This window comes from Moritella sp. JT01 (genome assembly GCF_001574435.1).
GTDB lineage: Bacteria > Pseudomonadota > Gammaproteobacteria > Enterobacterales > Moritellaceae > Moritella.
Genome location: NZ_LOCN01000007.1, coordinates 281,839 through 302,493, shown reverse-complemented (window position 1 = coordinate 302,493; position 20,655 = coordinate 281,839). Strand labels below are relative to the sequence as shown.

27 protein-coding genes are annotated in these 20,655 nt (G+C 37.9%); 22 read left to right on the top strand and 5 right to left on the bottom strand.

From position 1 onward, the window contains the following. Positions 1-105: 105 nt before the first annotated feature. The 15 genes from AKG98_RS08015 to AKG98_RS07945 all read left to right on the top strand — a co-directional run bounded on the left by AKG98_RS08015 (position 106) and on the right by AKG98_RS07945 (position 9,497). Positions 106-648 carry a YqhA family protein gene (locus tag AKG98_RS08015; protein WP_067043926.1) on the top strand — a complete coding sequence of 181 codons (543 nt, stop codon included), beginning with the start codon at positions 106-108 and terminating at the stop codon, positions 646-648. Positions 649-661: 13 nt separating this feature from the next. After that, positions 662-1,120 (top strand): GNAT family N-acetyltransferase, encoded by a 459-nt coding sequence (locus AKG98_RS08010; protein WP_067045125.1) that lies wholly within the window; start codon positions 662-664, stop codon positions 1,118-1,120. 4 nt (positions 1,121-1,124) lie between these two features. Continuing rightward, positions 1,125-1,628: a GNAT family N-acetyltransferase gene (locus AKG98_RS08005; RefSeq protein WP_067043923.1), complete on the top strand. Its 504-nt coding sequence runs from the start codon at positions 1,125-1,127 to the stop codon at positions 1,626-1,628. Positions 1,629-1,773: 145 nt separating this feature from the next. Beyond that, positions 1,774-2,385 (top strand): LysE family translocator, encoded by a 612-nt coding sequence (locus tag AKG98_RS08000; RefSeq protein WP_067043920.1) that lies wholly within the window; start codon positions 1,774-1,776, stop codon positions 2,383-2,385. Then, positions 2,385-2,867: a tetratricopeptide repeat protein gene (locus tag AKG98_RS07995; RefSeq protein WP_067043917.1), complete on the top strand. Its 483-nt coding sequence runs from the start codon at positions 2,385-2,387 to the stop codon at positions 2,865-2,867. Before AKG98_RS08000 ends, AKG98_RS07995 begins: the two co-directional genes overlap by 1 nt. Before the next feature lie 112 nt (positions 2,868-2,979). Continuing rightward, a complete protein-coding gene (locus tag AKG98_RS07990) occupies positions 2,980-3,390 on the top strand; it encodes a cytidine deaminase (RefSeq protein WP_067043914.1) in 411 nt (136 codons plus the stop codon). A gap of 12 nt (positions 3,391-3,402) precedes the next feature. Continuing rightward, complete coding sequence (locus tag AKG98_RS07985) at positions 3,403-3,894, top strand: GNAT family N-acetyltransferase (protein WP_067043911.1); 492 nt, start codon at positions 3,403-3,405, stop codon at positions 3,892-3,894. Positions 3,895-3,959: 65 nt separating this feature from the next. Continuing rightward, complete coding sequence (locus tag AKG98_RS07980) at positions 3,960-4,760, top strand: class I SAM-dependent methyltransferase (protein ID WP_067043909.1); 801 nt, start codon at positions 3,960-3,962, stop codon at positions 4,758-4,760. Positions 4,761-5,269: 509 nt separating this feature from the next. Beyond that, complete coding sequence (gene panB, locus AKG98_RS07975) at positions 5,270-6,103, top strand: 3-methyl-2-oxobutanoate hydroxymethyltransferase (RefSeq protein ID WP_067043901.1); 834 nt, start codon at positions 5,270-5,272, stop codon at positions 6,101-6,103. Positions 6,104-6,273: 170 nt separating this feature from the next. Continuing rightward, the gene (locus AKG98_RS07970; protein ID WP_067043898.1) at positions 6,274-6,999 is read left to right on the top strand and encodes a bifunctional 2-polyprenyl-6-hydroxyphenol methylase/3-demethylubiquinol 3-O-methyltransferase UbiG; all 726 of its coding nucleotides are present in this window, start codon (positions 6,274-6,276) and stop codon (positions 6,997-6,999) included. Positions 7,000-7,022: 23 nt separating this feature from the next. Then, positions 7,023-7,409, top strand: coding sequence for a nuclear transport factor 2 family protein (locus AKG98_RS07965; protein WP_067043896.1), 387 nt, complete (start codon positions 7,023-7,025; stop codon positions 7,407-7,409). 326 nt (positions 7,410-7,735) lie between these two features. Further along, the gene (trxA, locus tag AKG98_RS07960) at positions 7,736-8,059 is read left to right on the top strand and encodes a thioredoxin (RefSeq protein ID WP_228140249.1); all 324 of its coding nucleotides are present in this window, start codon (positions 7,736-7,738) and stop codon (positions 8,057-8,059) included. Between the two features lie 80 nt (positions 8,060-8,139). After that, positions 8,140-8,514 (top strand): cupin domain-containing protein, encoded by a 375-nt coding sequence (locus tag AKG98_RS07955; protein ID WP_067043890.1) that lies wholly within the window; start codon positions 8,140-8,142, stop codon positions 8,512-8,514. A gap of 62 nt (positions 8,515-8,576) precedes the next feature. Then, complete coding sequence (locus AKG98_RS07950) at positions 8,577-8,945, top strand: hypothetical protein (RefSeq protein ID WP_067043887.1); 369 nt, start codon at positions 8,577-8,579, stop codon at positions 8,943-8,945. Positions 8,946-9,017: 72 nt separating this feature from the next. Next, complete coding sequence (locus AKG98_RS07945) at positions 9,018-9,497, top strand: GNAT family N-acetyltransferase (RefSeq protein ID WP_067043884.1); 480 nt, start codon at positions 9,018-9,020, stop codon at positions 9,495-9,497. Positions 9,498-9,544: 47 nt separating this feature from the next. Here AKG98_RS07945 and AKG98_RS07940 read toward each other — a convergent pair whose 3' ends face one another. From AKG98_RS07940 to AKG98_RS07930, 4 genes are all read right to left on the bottom strand, one after another. Beyond that, on the bottom strand, positions 9,545-10,636 hold the full coding sequence (locus AKG98_RS07940; RefSeq protein ID WP_067043881.1) for a DSD1 family PLP-dependent enzyme: 1,092 nt from the start codon (positions 10,634-10,636) through the stop codon (positions 9,545-9,547). A 297-nt stretch (positions 10,637-10,933) separates the two neighbouring features. Next, the gene (locus AKG98_RS22465; RefSeq protein WP_198155460.1) at positions 10,934-11,347 is read right to left on the bottom strand and encodes a YunC family protein; all 414 of its coding nucleotides are present in this window, start codon (positions 11,345-11,347) and stop codon (positions 10,934-10,936) included. Positions 11,348-11,901: 554 nt separating this feature from the next. Beyond that, on the bottom strand, positions 11,902-12,045 hold the full coding sequence (locus tag AKG98_RS22195) for a hypothetical protein (protein ID WP_157534088.1): 144 nt from the start codon (positions 12,043-12,045) through the stop codon (positions 11,902-11,904). A 52-nt stretch (positions 12,046-12,097) separates the two neighbouring features. Next, positions 12,098-12,670, bottom strand: a complete 573-nt coding sequence (locus AKG98_RS07930; RefSeq protein WP_067043878.1) for a TetR/AcrR family transcriptional regulator — start codon at positions 12,668-12,670, stop codon at positions 12,098-12,100. Positions 12,671-12,765: 95 nt separating this feature from the next. Between AKG98_RS07930 and AKG98_RS07925 the strand changes: the two genes are divergently transcribed. From AKG98_RS07925 to AKG98_RS07905, 5 genes are all read left to right on the top strand, one after another. Continuing rightward, the gene (locus AKG98_RS07925) at positions 12,766-13,224 is read left to right on the top strand and encodes an HPP family protein (protein WP_067043875.1); all 459 of its coding nucleotides are present in this window, start codon (positions 12,766-12,768) and stop codon (positions 13,222-13,224) included. Positions 13,225-13,542: 318 nt separating this feature from the next. Further along, a complete protein-coding gene (locus AKG98_RS07920; RefSeq protein ID WP_067043872.1) occupies positions 13,543-14,166 on the top strand; it encodes a glutathione S-transferase in 624 nt (207 codons plus the stop codon). 141 nt (positions 14,167-14,307) lie between these two features. Beyond that, on the top strand, positions 14,308-14,886 hold the full coding sequence (locus AKG98_RS07915) for an HD domain-containing protein (RefSeq protein WP_067043869.1): 579 nt from the start codon (positions 14,308-14,310) through the stop codon (positions 14,884-14,886). Between the two features lie 130 nt (positions 14,887-15,016). Further along, complete coding sequence (gene yeiP / locus AKG98_RS07910; protein ID WP_067043867.1) at positions 15,017-15,589, top strand: elongation factor P-like protein YeiP; 573 nt, start codon at positions 15,017-15,019, stop codon at positions 15,587-15,589. Positions 15,590-15,754: 165 nt separating this feature from the next. Then, positions 15,755-16,207 carry a hypothetical protein gene (locus AKG98_RS07905; protein WP_067043864.1) on the top strand — a complete coding sequence of 151 codons (453 nt, stop codon included), beginning with the start codon at positions 15,755-15,757 and terminating at the stop codon, positions 16,205-16,207. Positions 16,208-16,269: 62 nt separating this feature from the next. On the opposite strand, the gene AKG98_RS07900 is transcribed toward AKG98_RS07905, so the two are convergent. Then, positions 16,270-17,019, bottom strand: a complete 750-nt coding sequence (locus AKG98_RS07900; RefSeq protein WP_067043862.1) for a hypothetical protein — start codon at positions 17,017-17,019, stop codon at positions 16,270-16,272. 368 nt (positions 17,020-17,387) lie between these two features. Between AKG98_RS07900 and AKG98_RS07895 the strand changes: the two genes are divergently transcribed. Then, positions 17,388-18,776 carry a DASS family sodium-coupled anion symporter gene (locus AKG98_RS07895; protein ID WP_067043859.1) on the top strand — a complete coding sequence of 463 codons (1,389 nt, stop codon included), beginning with the start codon at positions 17,388-17,390 and terminating at the stop codon, positions 18,774-18,776. Between the two features lie 281 nt (positions 18,777-19,057). Next, positions 19,058-20,533, top strand: coding sequence for a diguanylate cyclase domain-containing protein (locus tag AKG98_RS07890; protein WP_067043856.1), 1,476 nt, complete (start codon positions 19,058-19,060; stop codon positions 20,531-20,533). The last annotated feature ends 122 nt before the right edge of the window (positions 20,534-20,655 follow it).

Sequence of the window (20,655 nt, the reverse complement as noted above, 5' to 3'; positions counted from 1 at the left end):
ATTAATCTTGTTCAAGAACGAAAAACGCTATATATTGCCCGCTATTAACGCGATAGTTCGCTGTTTAGACACATGAAATAGTAATAACCAAGAATCGGAGTAAAAATGAAAAACCACAGTGTTAAAAGAATGAAGGATATATTCTTTATCTTCAGATTTATAAGTTGGATAGCAATTATCTGCTCATTATTTGGTTCTTTGTTATTGTTTGTCGTGGGGGCAATCAAAACGTATTATGCCTTTACTGCCGTTGCGTTTGGCTATATTCCAGACGAAACATTAGCCCATCTTGATTCCGCGGATATTGCCACCGCTTACTTGATTAAAGGTTTAGATACCTTCTTGATTGCCTTGGTACTATTCATCTTTGCGCATGGTGTATTCACGTTATTCATCACGGATAAAAAACTAAACAATATTCCAACCGTATTAAGCTGGATCAAAACCCCAGACATTGGCCATTTAAAGAATATCTTGGGCGAAGTGATCGTGATTATTTTGTTTGTTAAGTTTTTAGAAATGATCTTAATTAACTTGAATGACTTAAGCTGGGAAATATTGATTTTACCTATTTCGATTTTGCTCTTAGCACTGGCATTAAAGTTCTTGGATTTGAATGACAAGAACAGTAGTCATAAAGATGAGTAGGGTGTAGTTGGTGGTGAAAATAAGACAAGTTTCTAGTGTGGATTGGGATCATATCTACCAACTGATAGAAGCAAACATGTTCTCAATGCAACAAGCATTGGGACTCGATTGGAATAGAGAGTCGATTATTAAGCATTACATGTCTAAGACGGTATTAGTTGCTGAATCTGGATGTCATGTTATAGGGTTTATTGCTTATGATGTGTCAACAAACAACCAAACTATTCACTCACTTCAAATATCTCGAGAATATCAAAATGGTTTGTGTGGATTTCGTTTGTTAAAAGCCGTACTTACAACAGAGCAGGATTATGTTGACCACGACTCCCAACTGTCATGTTGTGTCTTCGAAAATAACGTGGCGAAATATCAGTATTTTTCGCTGGGATTTAAGGAAGTAGACAGAAACAAAGGCGTACTAAGTTTAGAGATTAAGCGCCATCAGTTACTTGAACGTTTGAGGCTTGGATAGCGATATGATTGAAACAGAAAGGTTGATATTAAAACCCGTCACAATAGCAGATTTTGATCTCTATAAAGACATAATGACTTGCCCGCTTATGAGTCTATATCTTCCAAAAGGTGAACCCTACAATGATGAAGAAATTCTCCAGCATGTGGTGAAAAGAGTCGAGCATTGGAAGCAAGGTTTTGGTTCATTTGTTGTATACCTAAAGCATAATCCAAACGTTAAGCTTGGCTATGCGGGAATAGAGGTTTCTCCTAATTTTGAATACAGTGATATTAGATTTGGGTTTAAGCAAAATGCCCAAGGTAAAGGTTATGCGTATGAAGCCGCAAAATCTGTTTTAGAGTATACTTTTGCTTTAGGTCAACATATGAAAATATATGGCGTGGCTGTAAAAGAAAATATCCCATCGATTAAAATTCTAGAAAAACTAGGTATGAATGCTGATTATTCAGTTGTGATCTATAACGACGAAAGATTAGTGACTCTATCTGTGGGTAAATCGGCATAATAAACTAAGTTGTCAATAGCGTTGCTATCAGTGGTCGCTGACCGTTTACCTTGTTGAATTAAATTGGTAAGGTGTTGTTCATAAAGACAATTAAATTGTTGTCGCTGTGAACGATTCCTGTCGCATATTTCAATAAGGATAAGTTGTGGAAAATTATTTAATGTATGTTGTCGTGGCTACGCTTACTATTGCCAGCCCCGGTCCTGGTGTTATCTTAACTATAAATAACGCAATACAAAGGGGGGCTTCGAATACTCTTTCTGGCATATTTGGTATTGCCACTGGGGTGCTAACTGTTTCAGTTCTTTCTGCAACAAGTATCGGCGTTATTTTGGCAACCTCAGCCGCAGCATTTACCGCGGTGAAATTGATTGGGGCAGCCTATTTAATTTATCTGGGGATAAAGATGTGGGGAGCGCAAGTGCCCTTAAATTCCCGTGTCGAACTGAAAGCGAAATCGAATGCAAAATGTTATCTCGAAGGACTTTCTCTTACTCTCTCAAATCCCAAACCCATATTATTTTTTATGTCCTTATTTCCGCAATTTATTGACTCTCAAGGGAGTTATATAAGTCAATTTATGACTTTATCTTTAACATTTTGCTGTTTAGTTATCATCATCCATAGTGGCTATGCCTTTGTGGCAAGCTTTGCTAAAAATAAATTATTAGAACCAAAGGGCAGAAAAGCGCTTAATAAAGTGAGTGGCAGTGTTTTCATGTGCTTTGGCGTAGGCTTGGCTGCATCGAGTAAATAATGGAATTAATCATAGAAAAAGCGATTGAGTTGCGTGAAGCAGGTAAGTACGAAGAATCTAGAATTTTACTTGCTACATTATTATCCGACGATACTTATGCAGCAAAAGCTAATTTACAAATGGCTTGGTCTTACGATAACGAAGGTAAAGAGAAAAGTGCTATTACTCACTACAAATCGGCGTTGTTAGGCTCTCTATCTGATATTGAGCGATTCGATACCTTGTTTGGTCTAGCTAGCACTTATAGAAGTATGGGGCACTATAAAGAATCGCTACAGTACTTTGAGCAAACTCTTGCTGAATATCCAGACAAACTTGAAATCCAACCTTTTTATGCGATGTGTTTGTATAATTTAGGTCGCCATAAAGACGCTACAGCATTGTTGCTTGAACTATTAGTTTCAACAACAAGCAGTGAGTCAATTAAAGAATACCAGCGCGCTATTCTGTTATACGCGAACGATTTAGATAGCACCTGGTAACCCGACACTTGTATTGATACTCAACAAGAAACTGCTTTTAGGTATGCTATCGAAGAAGATAGCCTAATAACGTTATGAGTACTGGTTATTGCACAAAAGGAATTAAAGGAACATGGATGATATTGGTAAGGGGTTGTATAAGGCGGCTGTTGACCTTATTAAAAGTCGATACCCTACAGGCTGGGGCGGTGCTGCTGCAGTGCGTACTGAATCAGGTCATATTTTAACGAGTGTTGCACCGGATGTTAAAAACGACGGTTTGTCTCTTTGCATGGAAGTAGGCGCTTATTTAGAAGCACACAAATTAAATGAAGCCGTGACTCACTCGTTATGTATATGTCGTGAAGACGAATCTAGTGAGTTCCTTATTTTGTCCCCTTGTGGTATTTGCCAAGAGCGTTTGGTGCATTGGGGGGGGGATGTTCAGGCTGCAATTAGCACATCAGACAACGCGCTAATCTTTAAGTCACTTCGTGAATTAATGCCACACCATTGGTCAGTGGTAAATGGTGCAATGCTATAGCAACGAGGATATATGGAAATAACATTACTCGCGGATCATCCGCATGAAGCAAAGAAAATAGCTCAATGGTATTACAGTGAGTGGGCTCACGTGTTTCCAAATATGACCGTAAATATGGTGTTAGAAAAAGTGGTTGAAAAATCGGTTAATCGCACAGCCATTCCGTTAGCAATCGTGGCTCATGAGAATAGCGAACTTGTTGGTATTGTTGAACTAAAGTACCGTGAAAATGCCAACTATCCAGAATATGAGTACTGGTTAGGCGGTGTCTTTGTTGACCCTTTAAGTCGAGGGCGTGGCATTGGAGGTTTATTAATCTCAGGGGCTAAAAGCAAAGCCGTGAGTTTAGGGATTCAGCAATTATATTTGCAGTGTGAGACTCATAATATAGCGCTTTATAAAAAGCATGGTTTTAAAGCGTTACATCAGGCTAACCACTATGAAATATTAACAACGGTAATGAGGTGGACCGCTGTCCATATAATCGAGCCTGCAAAAGGTTAATAAGTGATATCTAGCTGACGTTTGGTTGTTGGATTATGTCAACGAATCTTGTAAAAGGAAGTATCATGCAAGAATTAATAGAGCAATATACAGATACCAATGAAGATAGTCGCCTTACTCGGCAATTCATTACTCAAATGGAATTTGATACAACAATGGATACACTGCAAGCGTATCTTGTTCCAAACGTAAAAGTTATCGAACTAGGTGCTGCGACCGGCCGATATTCTCTCAATTTTTCGAAAATGGGTTGTAATACAACGGCTGTCGAACTGGTACCTGATCAAGTCAACATTCTGAAGCGCAAAGCCGAAGAGCAAGGTTTAACACTTTCAATTTATGAAGGTAATGCTTGTTCAGTTCCGTTTATTGAAAGCAATTCACATGACCTTTGCGTTATTCTTGGGCCTCTCTATCATTTGCAGACTCAAGAACAGCGTGACCAAGCGATCTCAGAAGCGTATCGAATTCTAAAGCCGAATGGTGTGTTAGCGGTTGCCTACATTTCGCGTTATTTCGTTGCCGGTATGTTTGCTCAGCAATATCCAGAGCTGGTTACACCAGAGATTCTCTCCACGCTTTTTGAATCGGGTTTGGTTCCAAGTCAGCTTGCTGATAGTTTTTTCAACGTGGGTTACTTTGCTACTCCAGTTGAAGTGGAAGAATTAGTAAGCGCACATGGTTTTACTACATTACGTCATGTAGCGACAGACGGCTTTGGGCGATATATATCGTCAGGGGTTAACAACTTTACCCCTGCGCAATATCAAACATGGTTGAGCTATCATCTGAAAACATGTGATGAACCGTCTCTGCTAGGGTCAAGTAACCATGGTTTAGTCATCGCGAGAAAAATAAGTGAGTAAAGCTATCGAACAAAGAATCAGAAATGTAGCGTTAGTTGTTGAAAACTACGATGACGCTATTGGGTTTTATACCAAGTAACTAATTTTATTGGTGTTATCTTCACGTTTTTATATGTCTATTTTCCTTTCGACATAGAATCCAATTTTCATTCTTACTTCATTCGCATTACCGGTAATCGTGCTGGTATCAAGGATGAACTTGCCTTTAAATAGCGGATGTTTTTATTATTTATGGCTTATTTACTACGGAAATTAAGATTAATCGACTTTTAACTACTTATTATCAATAATATTATTCTGTTATAAGCGGTGTCGACAATGTATAATTGACATTGCATTGTCGTTAACTCATTGTAATATAAGTGTATGTGGTGTTTTTCGTTCTTTAAATTGCTGGCGAAGTATCACAAGTTATACGGGAAATGATACGCCTAATGGAAGTCGAGCAAGGTAGTTCGACGCTTATGTCCTGAAATAATTCAAAATAATCATACGTGAAAGGAATTTTTATGAGTACCCATACTTCAAATAGTAAAATAACAACAACCAAGATCCAGAGTATGAAAGGCAAGGGAAGTATCGTATCTCTTACCGCATATACAAAGCCGATGGCTCAAATGATGGATCAATTTGTTGACTTAATTATCGTTGGTGATTCTTTAGGTATGGTGGCATACGGTTTCGATTCAACTTTACCTGTTACTTTGGATATGATGATTGCTCATGGGGCAGCGGTCGTAAGAGGTGCTGAGCGAGCATGCGTGGTGATAGATATGCCTTTTGCCACTTATCAGGAGTCTAAAGAAATAGCTTATAGAAATGCATCAAGAGTTTTAATTGAGACTGGAGCACAGGCTATAAAAATTGAAGGTGGTTTAGAAATGGTTGAAACGGTTCAGTTTCTTGTAAACCGTGGTATTCCTGTCATGCCTCATATTGGGTTACGACCACAGCATGCAAATACTCAGGGGGGGTTTAGAGCTCAGGGCCGAGATGATGCAACTGCAGACCTGCTTGTGCAGGAAGCAAAAGCGTTTGAAAGTGCAGGCGCTTTTTCATTAATTGTAGAAGGTGTGTTTGAAAATGCAGCGAAGCGAGTCACCAATGCAATTAAAATCCCAACGATAGGAATTGGTGCTTCACCTGAATGCGATGGCCAAGTGCTAGTTACAGAGGATATTCTTGGCTTGTTTTCTGATTTCACTCCAAAATTTGCAAAAAAATACATTGATTTAAGTAGCACAATCAAAGAAGTTTTTGCTGAATACGAAAGAGACGTTCGAGGTGGCGATTTCCCAACCGCAGAGCATTGTTTCGGGGTTAAAGTTGAACATAATAAATGAATGATGGTGAAGTATTAGGCGTAAAATAAGCGCCCCTCATTGTATTTTTCATATCAAATTATTCATCTACGAAGGGCTTAAGTCAGGCTTAACGGCATCTTTAGGTTAGGTCTTAAACTTACCTCGCTGCTAGTTAGTAGCGAGGTAAAAACACCACAGGAGTAGTATTAATGGTTACTGTTGAAGAGCATTACGAAAGCTTATTATCTGATGTATATACATGGTTAATGGGTGGGTTTGATGAAGCTAAAAGCAATAATGTAGAGTTCTTTAAAAGTAGAAATATTACTCCCTCATCCTCTGGCATCGCTGTTGATTTAGGGGCTGGTTCTGGCTTTCAATCGATCCCTTTGGCTGAGCTCGGTTTTAATGTAACAGCAATAGATCTTAGCCAAAAATTATTGAATGAGCTGAAGTCTAATTCTAATAACCAACCGATCATTACCATTAATGATGATATTTTGAATTTCAAAGATCATGTCAGTGCTAGCTGTGAATTGATAGTTTGCATGACGGATACGATTACGCACCTAAAATCAAAAGATGATGCCTTAAAAATATTTCAAGATTCATTCAGTTCACTTGAGGATGGTGGGAAGTTGATTTTAACTTTTCGTGACTTATCGGCTGAACTCAAAGATACGGATAGATTTATCCCTGTGAGAAGTGATGAAAATATCATCTTTACTTGTTTTTTAGAATATGAACCTGCAACGGTTAAGATACATGACATTGTTTACATAAAAACGAATGGTACATGGAAACTGAATAAAAGCTGTTATCGCAAGATTAGGCTGTCTGTAGAGTGGGTTGAAAACCAGCTTTTAAGTATTGGGTTTAAACTCGAAGAATCAAGTAACAGCAACGGATTTCAAACAATCGTAGCGGTAAAGTAAAACAATATTACACGGAGAGAACAATGATTAATCAAGCATGGATAATTGAAATATTTTCGCATTTGGAAAACGGTAATCCTCAAGGTTTTTTTGAACATGTGAGTGATGATGTTGTTTGGGAAGTAACGGGTACTCATCCGCTTGCAGGCATTTATACATCAAAACAAGACTTCATTACTGGCACCATCTCAAAATTAAATGAAGTATTAGAGTCACCTCTATCGTTAAAGTTACTTTCTTGTATAACCGATGGGCGCTCTGCGTCTGTTGAATTGGTCGCAAATTCAATAACCAAAAAAGGGGCTGAATTTCATAATCGTTATTGTTGGGTTTGTGAATTTGAGAGTAATAAAATAGTACGGGTTCGAGCATATTTAGATTCAGCGTTAGTTGCTAACACATTAGCTTGATGACATAAGTATTATTAATAGTTGGTATGTTCACAACAAGCCAATGATATGGAAAGGGGAAAATATAGTTCGCTATGCTGGCACACATCGGCTAATGCTTTTGCCTTAATCTCGATTTATTTTAAGATTTATTCAGTTTTTAGTTTGCTGATTAAAGAGGTGTAGTGTGATGATGAAAAGCATTATTTTTCGACGTTGAAGTATGTGAAACTAAAATGATATAACTTTTGTCATCATAAACTGAAGTTTTCCTTTTTAATTTATATTTATGAACAACAGCTTAGATTAATGCCCGTTGAATAAATATGAATTATGGAGAACTTTTGATGAACAAAATAGTGGAATTGAGGGATGACAACTTTGAAGCGGAGTTAATGACTGGCAGCCAACCGGTATTAGTTGAATATTGGGCGTCTTGGTGTGCTCCTTGTGTAAGTGTAGGCCCAGTGTTGGAAGAAATAGCTTTTGCGTATAGCTGTAAAGTGAAGGTTGGAAAACTTAATATTGATACTAGTCCCCAAATCGCGGCCAAATATGGTATTCGTGCTCTTCCTGCAATGATGTTGTTTAAAGATGGCGAAATTTTATCGTCAACAGTGGGAGTATTGAGTAAAACTCAGCTAACGACTCTGCTAAGTCAGCATATTTAAAGTCACTACGAATTACTCATCTTAATATAATCTATAAAGCTGTATAGATAATTGAAGCGTTAAATAGAACAAGGATAGTTATGAGTAAAAGTACAATAGAGTATTGGAATGTTTTAGCATCTGCGAATAAAAGTAAGTGGGATGTGATCGCAGATACAAACGAACAGCTTGAACAGCTAACGTTATCTATGGATGACGTTACTGGGGATTACACGCGCTTAACTCGCTTTAAAGCGGGGGCTGATACCTCTATGTTCGGTGGGAAATCTCATGATTATCCTGAGGAGATATACATAGTATCAGGTCGTCTTTTTGACGTGGCTTTCGATGTTTGGCTTGAAGCTGGAGATTATGCCAGCCGCCCACCTGGAGAGGTTCATGGTCCGTTTATATGTGAGCAAGAATGTTTGGTTTTGGAAATATCATATCCAAGCCAAGCTATTAGCGACATTTAGCAAGAACAAGTCAGTTGGTGTTGTAGCATTACAGGCCGAACAAAATCAATCATGGAGAGTATATGTTAGTTACAGGCAGTTTTTTGGCAATATTTATCGGACTCGTGCATTCCTACCTAGGTGAGCGCTTTATTTTGACTCGGTTGTTTAAAAGAGAGCTTCCAACGCTTCTTGGTAGTGATTGGTTTACAAAACGAATTCTAAGGTTTGCCTGGCATTTAACGACAGTGGCTTGGTGGGGATTTGCAGCAATTCTTTTCATCCTTTCAAGTCCCACTGCAGACATTCAAAAGCAAATTCTAATGGTGATCAGCGTTGTATTTTTAGCGAGCGGCTTGTTCTCTGCAGGGTTCACAAAAGGTAAGCACATATCTTGGATATTCTTTTGGTTAATTGCTGGTATGAGTTTCTATGTTGCACAGAGCAGTTAATAAGGTAATGTGTTTAAAACTTTTTTGGTATAGCGATTCAAGTATGAGTATATTCAAATATGGGCATCATTTATGCAAATTATAAAAGTAGATAGCAGTAATAAGCATGTATACATGAATTTAGCGCAAGCCTATGAGGCTGAGTTTTCGAAGATCATGCAGAAGAAACCAGATGAAGATGGTTTGTTTCCATTAGATACACAAATCGATGGTAATGTGTCGGGTTATTTATTATATGTGGATGGCGTCCCTGCTGGACATACCGCGATTGCTAATGAGACTCCTGACCGTCATGAAGTATGTGATTTTTATGTAGTGCCTTATTTCCGTAAAAACAAAGTCGGTAAACGTTTTATCTCTCAGGTCTTTAACAACCTCGGTGGCAGTTGGGAAATCAAGCAGGTTGCAGGAGCTGAACATGCCGTTAAATTTTGGCGTGATGTACTTTCTGATTATACGTCGGACAATGACATAGCTGGTGGTTATGTCGAAGATAGCTACGACGATGAGCAATGGGGTGTAGTAACAAGACAGCGCTTCAGCCATGATTAGCGTATAAAAATAGGTGTCGTTTAACCGACACCTTATTAGGAAAAAGACTAAGCTAATTTACCACGTAGCGCGATATCCCAGATGTCGATAACAATGTCATTCTCGACCACATAGAATTTGTCATGTAGGTTAATGGTTGGATCGCAGTGCGGTACGATCATTTCAATCACCTCACCGACAGCAGGTAAGTGCTCACCAGAGACTTTACCGTGCTCGTCACCAAAGTAATGCCATTCATAGTTAAGGCTGGCATGACTGATGATTTGTGGGTGGGTCGCTTCTTTGTAAATAGCTTTGGTGCCTGCATCAACGGTTACATGCGTTGTATGATTAGCACTGATAACGCTGGTCAGGAGTGTCATTGCAGGTTGGAAGTGACCTGCGCTATATTCAATATCGAAATATTCCTTATCCATTACAGTGTATGAACCCGGTTGTATTTCGGTGACAGACGCAATGTCACTGTCTATTTCATAAGTACCTGTGCCTGAGCCTGATTGGATCAGATTCACTAAGCCTGTCGCGTTTTCAATGTCTTGCTTTAGCTTACCGGCTTTATTTAATAATGCGGCAGACGCTTGTTTTCTTTCTTCGTTATCAAGAATGTGTTGGAAATGCCCGGCATAACACTGAATACCTTTAAGGGTAGTGCTGGCATGCTCGTGTACTGATAATGCTAAAGCAAACGCAGTTTCAAATGATGCGCCAGTTCTACCTATGCCTGCATCAATATCAACAAGCAGGTTAATATGTAGGTTAAGCTCGCGGCCTAATTGATTTAACTGAGTGAGATTAGCCTCAGAATCCACGACGATCATGGTTTCTGGTGCAAGCTTGATAATTTTAGCCAATGTAGCCAATTTTTGTTTAGTGACAATAGGGGAGGTGATTAGCAGGTGGCGAATATGGGCCTTGGCAAGTTCATAGGCTTCCGACGGCTTGGTTATTGATATACCTATGCTACCCGCATCAAGTTGTAGTTGACATATTTCTACACATTTGTGGGTTTTTGCATGAGGTCGAACATGCTTCGATTTTGCGGATGCGAACTTTTGCATCGTGTTGATGTTATTAATCAGTTTATTTTTGTCGATAACCAAGCATGGCGTATCTAATTCTAATTTGTGTTTTCCAATCACTGTTTATCCCTTTTAATCACTGTTTTAGCTTTGCAAACATTCTACTATGAAAGTGATTGAGATTAATCATTATTTCATTGATTTTTTCCCCAACTCATAATCATCTCAGACGTGATTATGTTGTTTTCAATGAGATATTCGTTATTGCTATTGTCGTTATATATTCAAAATAAAATAAGCCTTCTAATAGAACATAGCTAATAATAAAAAGTGAACTAATTGTAGCTGCTTTATTATTCGTGATTACCGATAAAGAAAATACAGCTACAATAATTATAATATCAATTAAACCGATGGCTACTTAAATCTATTTATAGCGCTCATGCCTGTATCGCCAACATTAACCCCTAAATTTAACGCTTTATTTGATACCGCAATTATTTTTGCAGACATCATATCTTCATAGCTGCTAACACCTGATACAATGGCACATGCTTCATTAGTTTTATTACATGTTTCTACATTAATATAAGCACAGGCTAGCATACCTTGTTTTTCTTTAATAATTAAAAGAGGTTTTTCTAATTCATATCGTATCATTTTAGCTTTCATGTATTCACTTCCTTCCTTAGGGTTAAAATCAAATGACGCAAGTGGCTCTCCAATTAATTCTGTTTCTTGTTTATTATGATTTATGAATTTGTAGCTAACAAATGTAACAATGAGGATACTTAATATTGTGTAGATAACTTTATCTTGTATAGATTTCATAATTGGCTTCTTTTCTATGTCTCATTTATAAGAATTTATGTCTATTCTTTAAATATAGTTAAGACTTTGTTTTAACTGTATTTGTTAACGAATTTCGTTAACAAAATGCTATCAGTTGGTTAGCGGTTAGTCAATATTAACCGCAGGTCTATGGATTTTCGGAATAGAGTTGTGCGAATATTTAATTGCTGGTTTAACATTGCTTTATATCGTCACATTTTAATACTAAGGTTTAATTCTTTTAATAAAGAGGATTTAACCTTGTTTATATTAATCGGCAGATTTAAAAGTTACATGTAAGTTCTATTAAATAATTTTTTTAGAAAGTGAAATCTAAAGATAGCAAAAATTTTATGTTTGATATTTAAGGTTTATTTTAATAATCCAGATTTGATCTGGATTATTAATGACTATTAACATCTAGAACTTACTATAAGAACAGATTTAGTTACTCTCTTATACTGGATTTTTCTAGTGTTTTTTTTAAATTTAAGTCGTAAATTCAGAAGGGGTTATGGAGCTTATTCACTTTAATAATAAATGATGATCAGATATCAATAGCTTTTTGGGCCATTGATGTTGAGAGAAGTAATAAAATGATTGAATTTTTGTTTGGTATAATTATCGGGATTGGTATCGGCATCGGTATCGGCATTATTTTTAGTTGGAGGGTGCTGAACGACCGTTAGTAAAAACATAATCTTTAGCCTTGTAAATTTGGGCTGTAATAATGGCAATACAATCATTTTTCTATTTTAGATTCAGGAATCGAGTCACAGCGGGTATACATGCCTTTCCTGCATTTTTGTTCCCTTCGACTAAAGCTGAAACAATCGCCCCTTCTTTAAGCATAAAAACCATGTCCGTAAGCGTGTTAACTTCTTTGGGATCGTCTATAAATAAACTAATTTTATTTTTTATTAATACTCTGATTTCTTGTTTATGCGAACGACAGTACTGACGTATCGGAGAGTCGGTTACGCTGTATTCGGCAGCTGTATTGATAAAAAAACAACCTCTAAATGGGCTCAGTTCTGGCACCCTGTTATTAAACCAATCGTCTAAACCGTAAAAAAGCGCAAGTATGGATTTTTCGCCTGATTTTTCACTTTCAATAACTTCATTAAACCATTGATTAAAAATACCATCTCGATATTGAAGGGTCGCTAATACAAGATCATCCTTACCAGAAAAATGACTATATAGCGTTTTCTTCGCGATGCCTGACAGCTTCAATATTTCATTAATACCGACAGAATTAATGCCTTTGCTATAAAAAAGGTGTAAGGCTGTTTGAATTAATACTAATTTTTTTTCATTCATGGATAACTCCTTGTTATGAAATATGTTGACACATGTAGACCACTCTGTCTACTATCACCAGGTAGACAGAGTGGTCTACATTGGAAGGAGGTTATATGAAAAAATTTGTTTTTACGATTATCGCGGGTACTTTTGCAACGCTAACTATTGGTGTTTTGGCTTATTTGGGTAGTGTTACAAATTCTGTACTGTGGTTAATGGCCCCTTTTGGCGCTACCGTTGTGTTGGTATTTGGTGTACCTAAGAGTCCACTTGCTCAGCCTAAGAATGTTATTGTTGGGCACTTATTAACAGCGTTTATCGGTGTGTTATTTGTTGAATATATTGGCGTTGCACCTTGGTCGCTGGCTATTGCAACGGGATTAGCGGTTACTATTATGCTACTTACAAAAACAACGCATCCGCCAGCTGGCGCAAACCCCATGGTTATTATGTTATCAGGTCAAAGTTGGGCATTCTTATTTAATCCTGTGTTGATTGGATCATGTGTGATTGTTTGTTTAGGGTTAGTATTAAATAAATTGAGAACATCGTATTTTGAAAGTAATGAATGAAGGAATATCATAAAAAAATGTCTACTCTTTGATTGTGACGGTACTTTGGTTGATAGTGAAAGGCTATGCAACCAAACGTGCGCTTTTCCGCCAGTGGTAAGTTTTAATGCTATGGATGAGCTACCAAGGCTGATCAATGCTAGCCCGTGATCACGGTTGTAATGAGGATGATTCTACCGTTAGCGAAGATAGTTATCTCAGCAGCGGCTATTATTTATATATATATACCCAAGTGACTTCAAGATGTTATTTCTGACTGCCTCCCGCAGGGAAAACCTTGAAGTAGCTTGGGTATCCAACAATAATTGGGGATATCTCATGTCAGCAATCAAACTATACCGTCATCCACTGTCTGGGCATGCCCACAGAGTCGAATTACTGTTATCGTTACTTGGATTAGAAACCGAACTTATTGATGTCGACTTGTTGAAAGGTGAGCATAAACAGCCTGCATTTTTGAAAAAAAATAGCGCAGGGCAAGTGCCCGTTATTGAAGACGGTGATGTGACCTTGTCAGACTCTAATGCTATTTTGATTTACCTCGCCAGTAAATACGACAATGCGCATACTTGGTTGCCAATAGATCCTGTACTCGCTGCTCAAGTACAAGGTTTTCTTACCATTGCTGCGAGTAGCGTTGCTTATGGACCCGCGACTGCGCGTTTAATTAACATCTTTCACGCGAAACTTGATCACCAAGAAGCCTTAGATATCGCACATGCGATTTTAAAACAATTAGACACACATTTAGAACACAACCCTTGGTTAGTTGGGCACAAACCTACCATTGCAGATATTGCCAACTATACCTATATCGCGCATGCGCCAGAAGGGGGCGTATCGTTACAAGACTATCCGCATGTTAGACGCTGGTTATCTCGCGTTGAGGAGCTTAGAGGCTTTGTGCCCATGCAAGCGACTGCGGTTGGACTCGCTGTCTAACGTAAAGTGAGTGGCAGTGTACTCACTCACCGCTAAGGGAACTTCAATTACTACGGGATGGGCTGGTGGATAAGCTTTAGTGATGTTAAATTATAAAGTGTACTCATTAATAGCTAAACGTATTATGACCAAGGAGTTGGTGTGGAAAACATTGAAAGAGTATTAAATTTTATAGTCGAAATTGAAAAACTGAAAGGTGTGTTACGTAAGACAAAACCTGTCGGATTAGATCGTTATGAGAACTCCGCAGAACACAGTTGGCACGTGTGTATATCTGCATTGATGCTAAAAGACTATGCGGATGATGAGATTAATATTGACCGTGTAATTAAAATGCTGTTGCTGCATGATCTTGGTGAAATAGATGCAGGAGACACGATTGTTTATGCTGCTGAAACGGCAGAGAACAAGGCGAAGGAAGCATCGGGTATTAACCGACTATTGAATATATTACCGCCCGAACAAGCAAAAGAATATATCGAACTTTGGCATGAATTTGAACTTGGGATAACAGCAGATTCTGTTTACGCTAAAGCCATTGATCGTGTGCCCCCGTTATTGCATAACATTCATGGTGAAGGACATAGCTGGAAAACACATAATATCTCGAAAGAACAAGTGTTTTCGGTTAACAGTAGAATTGGTAAAGGTAGCAAGCAGCTGTGGACGTCGTTAGAGCAGAAGCTTGAAAGGGCGGTGAACCAGGGCCTGCTTAAATAGATATTTGTTTAGTAATACAATAAAGTCGTTAAAAATGGTGAATAAGTCGGCGCTTCCTTGTTGCAGTGCTTGGTCTGATTTACCCTTTATGTTATTTTCTATACACAATTTATTATTGGGAATACCTAAAATGCCAAAGGCAAGTGACGTTAAAAAGAATACCGCTGTTGAATATAATAACGGCGTATACATCATCCGTGATATCGAACGCTCTGTACCACAAGGCCGTGCTGGTGGTAGCATCTACCGCATGCGTATGTATGATGTGGTTACGGGGTCAAAAATTGACGAAGTCTTCAAAGACAGTGACAACCTTAATCTAGCGGATCTTGCACGTAGCCAAGTTATATTCTCATACTCTGATGGTGAAGAATATGTATTCATGGATACAGAAGACTACACACCTTACAGCCTAGATAAAGCAACCATTGCTGATGAGTTATTATTCATCACAGAAGACACACAAGGTCTTCAAGTTCTTATTGTTGATGGCAAGCCTGTATCTATTGAGCTACCTTCTGCTGTTGAAATGGTTATTGTAGAAACTGACCCATCAATTAAAGGTGCGTCGGCAAGTGCTCGTACTAAACCTGCGATCCTTTCTACTGGCCTTACGGTACAAGTACCTGAATACATCGCAAGCGGCGAAAAAATCAAGATCAATACGACTGATCACAAGTTCATGAGTCGTGCAGATAAATAATAGCGTTGTCTATTAGACAAAGGCTCGTTATCTTAAGCAGATAACGAGCCTTTTTTGTCTTTAGCACTCTGGTATGATAATTGCCGAATTATCATTTGCTGCTACGCTCATAGGACTTAAGATAAACTTAAGCATCTCATGTAATCACGATTAGGAGTGAATGTTATGATGCGTAACCTTGCAATTATTTTATTACCTTTGGGTTTACTCATTGCTTGTGATAGTAGTGAAAAAGCCACTGAGCAAGAAGAACCGGATAAGAGTGCTATAGTGCAGAGCTATGATGATGCAAAGAGTACAGCTGAGGATATGTTAGATACAACTAAAGCCGCTGCTGTAAGCGCTGTGGATGAGGCGAAAGAAATGGCTGATGATGTTAAGAGTACGTCTGTAGATGCTTGGGAAAGTACAAAAGAAAGTACAGCTAATGCAATAGATACAGCGTCAGAAGCGACCAGTGATGTTTATAATAAAACGAAAGACAAAGCTAAGACTGCACTTGAGTCTGTGTCTGAAACAGCATCTGACACGAAAGAGTCAGCTACAGAAGCAATGGATGATGTAAAAAAACAGACAGACGATAAAATCCAAGATTCAGCTGATAGCTTACTTAATTAATTATTTCTAAACATGATTTAGAAGGGGTGACCGAGTAATCGAGTCCACTCTTCTTTCATTATTTATCGGGGCTGTTGTTGGTCAAATAAAGTATCAAGTGTTGAAGTCTCTTCTGGCTGTTGATCTAATTCACTTTGAGCTTCGATTTCAGCTAATTGATAGGTCGATTTATTTAATAGTTTAATCATGTTGTCTCGTTTATCTATTAAAAAATCATCTTTGAGATCGACAGCTTCGATTAATGTAATATTTTCATTTAACATTTTTACCGCAGTGCTATATTTTTCATGCTCAAAAAATGTAGTCGCTTTGATTAAGCAATTACTCAAACGCAGTTTTAAGCGAATCTTTTCCAACTTAGATTCTTCAGTGACACAATCTTCTAATGGGATGTTTCTCTTGTGTAGCTCGTGACGCAAAATTACTTTGAGACGTGAAATACTTCGTGCTAAGTCAATTGCGGTTCGCTCATCAACAGGTTCAACAAATAGACCTGATGGTGATACTATTTTGGCTGTCGCAATATGCATTTTCTGTTGAGTAATATGGTGTTTAATTTTATCGCTAAGCGGTTCGACGGTTAAAATGTTTTTGAGCGCGGCGATAATACGTTGGTGTAATAAGATCGTAAGTTTTGTGCTAAAGGCAAGCGAGGTTGCGTACTTTAAAACAATTTCGGTTTCTTCTATGCTCCGACGTTGTGCCGCTAAAACTTGGCGCTTTTTGGTTAATATTACTTTTCTTGCTTGTACAAAAATTGCAACTGCAATCATTGAAAATACAAAGAGTAGGATACCCATTTCCATGAACATTAAATTCAAACTTTCTATCCCTTATTAAATGCAGCGACTCGTCTATTATGTATGGTATTCTTCATGATACCTAAGTGGAGCATAATACACGGGTTTATTCGTGTATTCACGCTTATTCTACGTTTGAATACATTATATAAACGGGACAACACAGAAATAAATGTCAAACCCTTGTTTTGTCACTGATGCTTTTTGGTTAAAAAATAGCAACAACCATGTAAAACGTGAGTGAACTCGCTTTATTTCATATTACTTTGGTTTAATTCGCCATAATTATCTCTATATTGACGTGTCGATTTCTATTATATGTGAGAATAACCCTATTGGAGTACTTGAGAATATATATTCATTAGGAGAATAGAGCTCACATGAACAAAAATGAAAGCCTACCGCTGCCCACTAATACGATGGAGTGGCTAACCAATAAAAACAGTGTCATTATTATTTTAGATGTTGTTTTATTTGCCTTATTATACAATTTTTTACCCTTTGAAAAAGATGTCGTACTGGGGCTTAGTATTCTTAGTTTTATTGCCATTTTATGGTTGACAGAAGCACTGCATGTCAGTATTACTGCTCTATTAGTGCCTATTCTTGCTGTGGTATTTGAAGTTTTTAATACTCAAACAGCGCTTAATAATTTTTCTAACCCTATTATATTTTTGTTCCTTGGTGGTTTTGCACTTGCTGCCGCGTTACATCGACAAGAGCTCGATAAAGCCATTGCGGATAAGGTACTCGTGCTGGCCAAAGGTAGAATGGATATTGCAGTATTTATGTTATTTGGTGTCACTGCGGGTTTATCTATGTGGATCAGTAACACCGCGACAACCGCAATGATGCTACCTTTGGTATTAGGCGTACTGAATAAAGTAAATACTAAAACAGGCCATAATACTTATGTCTTTGTACTACTTGGTATTGCTTATTGTGCCAGTATTGGTGGAATGGCAACAATCGTTGGCAGTCCACCCAATGCGATAGCGGCGGCACAACTAAATTTAAGTTTTACGGAATGGATGTCATATGGTGTGCCAATTACCTTGATATTACTGCCTGTGACAGTCGGTGTGCTATATATGCTGCTTAAACCAAATCTGAATGAAGTCTTTGAGCTAGACCATCAACCTATTGAGTGGGATAAAGGTAAAATTGTTACACTTGCTATCTTTTCGCTAACGGTATTTTTATGGATATTTAGTAAACCAATTAATGCAATGCTTGGTGGCTTTTCTAAGTTTGATACATTAGTGGCATTGATGGCGATTGTACTTGTCGGTGTAGCACGAGTGGTCAATTGGAAAGACATTGAAAAAACGACTGACTGGGGTGTTCTCCTATTATTCGGTGGTGGTATTTGTTTAAGCAACATCTTAAAAGCAACGGGTACTAGTGTATTTTTGGCGGAGAGCTTAAGTGGGATTCTTGCCCAGGCCGGTATGGTTATTATCATTCTAACCATTGTGACGTTTGTTGTTATGCTGACTGAGTTTGCCAGTAATACCGCCAGTGCTGCATTGTTAATCCCTGTTTTTGCAGGTGTAGCGGAAGCGCTTGGTATGTCACCTGTTATTTTATCTGTACTTATCGCAATTGCGGCATCGTGCGCATTTATGTTACCTGTCGCAACCCCACCCAATGCGATTGTGTTTAGTACCGGACACATTAAACAATCAGAAATGATGCGTGTTGGTATCTACCTGAACTTGATTTGTATCTTTATTTTATCGATCGTAGCGTGGTTATTCTGGTTATAGCGATAGGGTATTAAATTTAATGACAGTACGGATGTAAGGCCTCTATTTATAGAGGCCTTACTATGTATATGGTTTATTCCGCCGGTATATAAAGCGTTTTATCCCAAAATTATATATTTCACGATTATTATTAATATATTACGCTTCCAATATGCATATTTCAGTAACATAATGTTTCTATTGCACGTCCTTACATTGTCAACCATAGTAATCAGTAATGATTCGGTATATCATTCCCAGCCAATTATCAGGCATAAAAAGATGCGGTAAACAGGTGTATTGTGAAAGCTAGAATTGCTATTTATTTAGTTATTATTATTGGTATTATTATCACTTATCAGGTTAATCGTTCTGAGATTAAGCAGTTAGATAAATTCCAACATTCTTTTCATATCGTTGAAGGGCGCTTAGGCGAACTGTTTTATCAGTTACAAGCGATTCAATATGGTATGTCGCAATTAAGCGTTTCTAACACCGCATTAATGGATGATAAAAAATTAAGTTTTACATTGACTCGCGATGATATTTGCCAGGTATCTAAACTCCCAAGCAGTGATCAGATGTACGAGTTTGAAACAAACTTCTTACTTGTCAGTGATAAAGCGGGTTGTGAGAAAAACACGATACTGAATAATAAGATTAAAGAGACGATAAAAATTGTACCTATGATGACGTTTCTTGCAGGCCGTGCAGATGATGTGATTAGTTTGTATTTCGTTTCTATGGATAAGTTCGTAATTTCCTCGCCAAAATATAATGCACTGGTACTAAAACCGGATGAATTTGAAAGTAAGCTGTTTACGCGTCCATATATGAAAAAAACATTGAGTGTGGATGTTAAAAAGCTGGGCAATCAGGTCTTTGTTACTGGACCGTATGCAGATCTAAGTCTTAATAAAGATGTGATTACCTTTTCGATTGCAATTTTCATGGATAAGAGATTTTATGGTGTGCTGAACATGGATATTTTGTGGAGTGATTTAGTCTCAGATATTGACTCTGATTTTTATATAAGCAATACCGCAGCACTTCCACCGTTAGGCAACTTAGCCAGTGAAACTTTAAGTTTTGATGGTCAGATGACTGATTTACGCTTAGTGATGCCTAACGCTATGGTTGATAAGTTAAAATATTTAATTAAAAATAGTTTTGTTGATATTACGTTTTATTTTGTCGCTATTGTCCTTGCTGGTTGGGTGTTGTATACGCTTAAATTACGTCTTGTATCGCAAACGCTAGCGAAAGAGTCTCATCACGATCCATTGACTGGCTTACTTAACCGCCGTGGTTTTATGGCTGAGTTAGCAGGTATTGGAAGGCATCAGTTTTATTCGTTTATGATCATAGATCTTGATAACTTCAAACACGTTAACGATACTTATGGTCACCCTGTCGGCGATGAAGTTCTTATTAGGGTGACCACTGCAATTCGGCATATGGTCCGTGAAAAAGATATGTTTTTCCGTCTCGGTGGTGAAGAGTTTGGTTTGTTGATTGCTTATAACAAAGACAATAAACAAATTGATATTTTTGAACGTATCTGTGAAGCAGTCGCTAATTTACCGCATTATAGCGAAGATATTGAATTTCACGTCACCATGTCTGGTGGCGCTATCACTACGTCTTCGGTTGATCAAATTAAATCAATCAAAAGCATTATAAAGCAGGCGGATGAGCTCTTGTATACAGCTAAGGTTGCAGGTAAAAACCGTGTGATATATGGAGATTTTAATAGCCGTAATCCAATTGAACGCTAGTTCAGTGCTATATAATTTCGTGAAGCGGACAGAATCCATCGTGTATTGATGACGCTACTTGACTGCTATTCTCGTACGAACCAAAAGGTTGTTAGTGTGTAAAATAATGAGTGTACTAGATA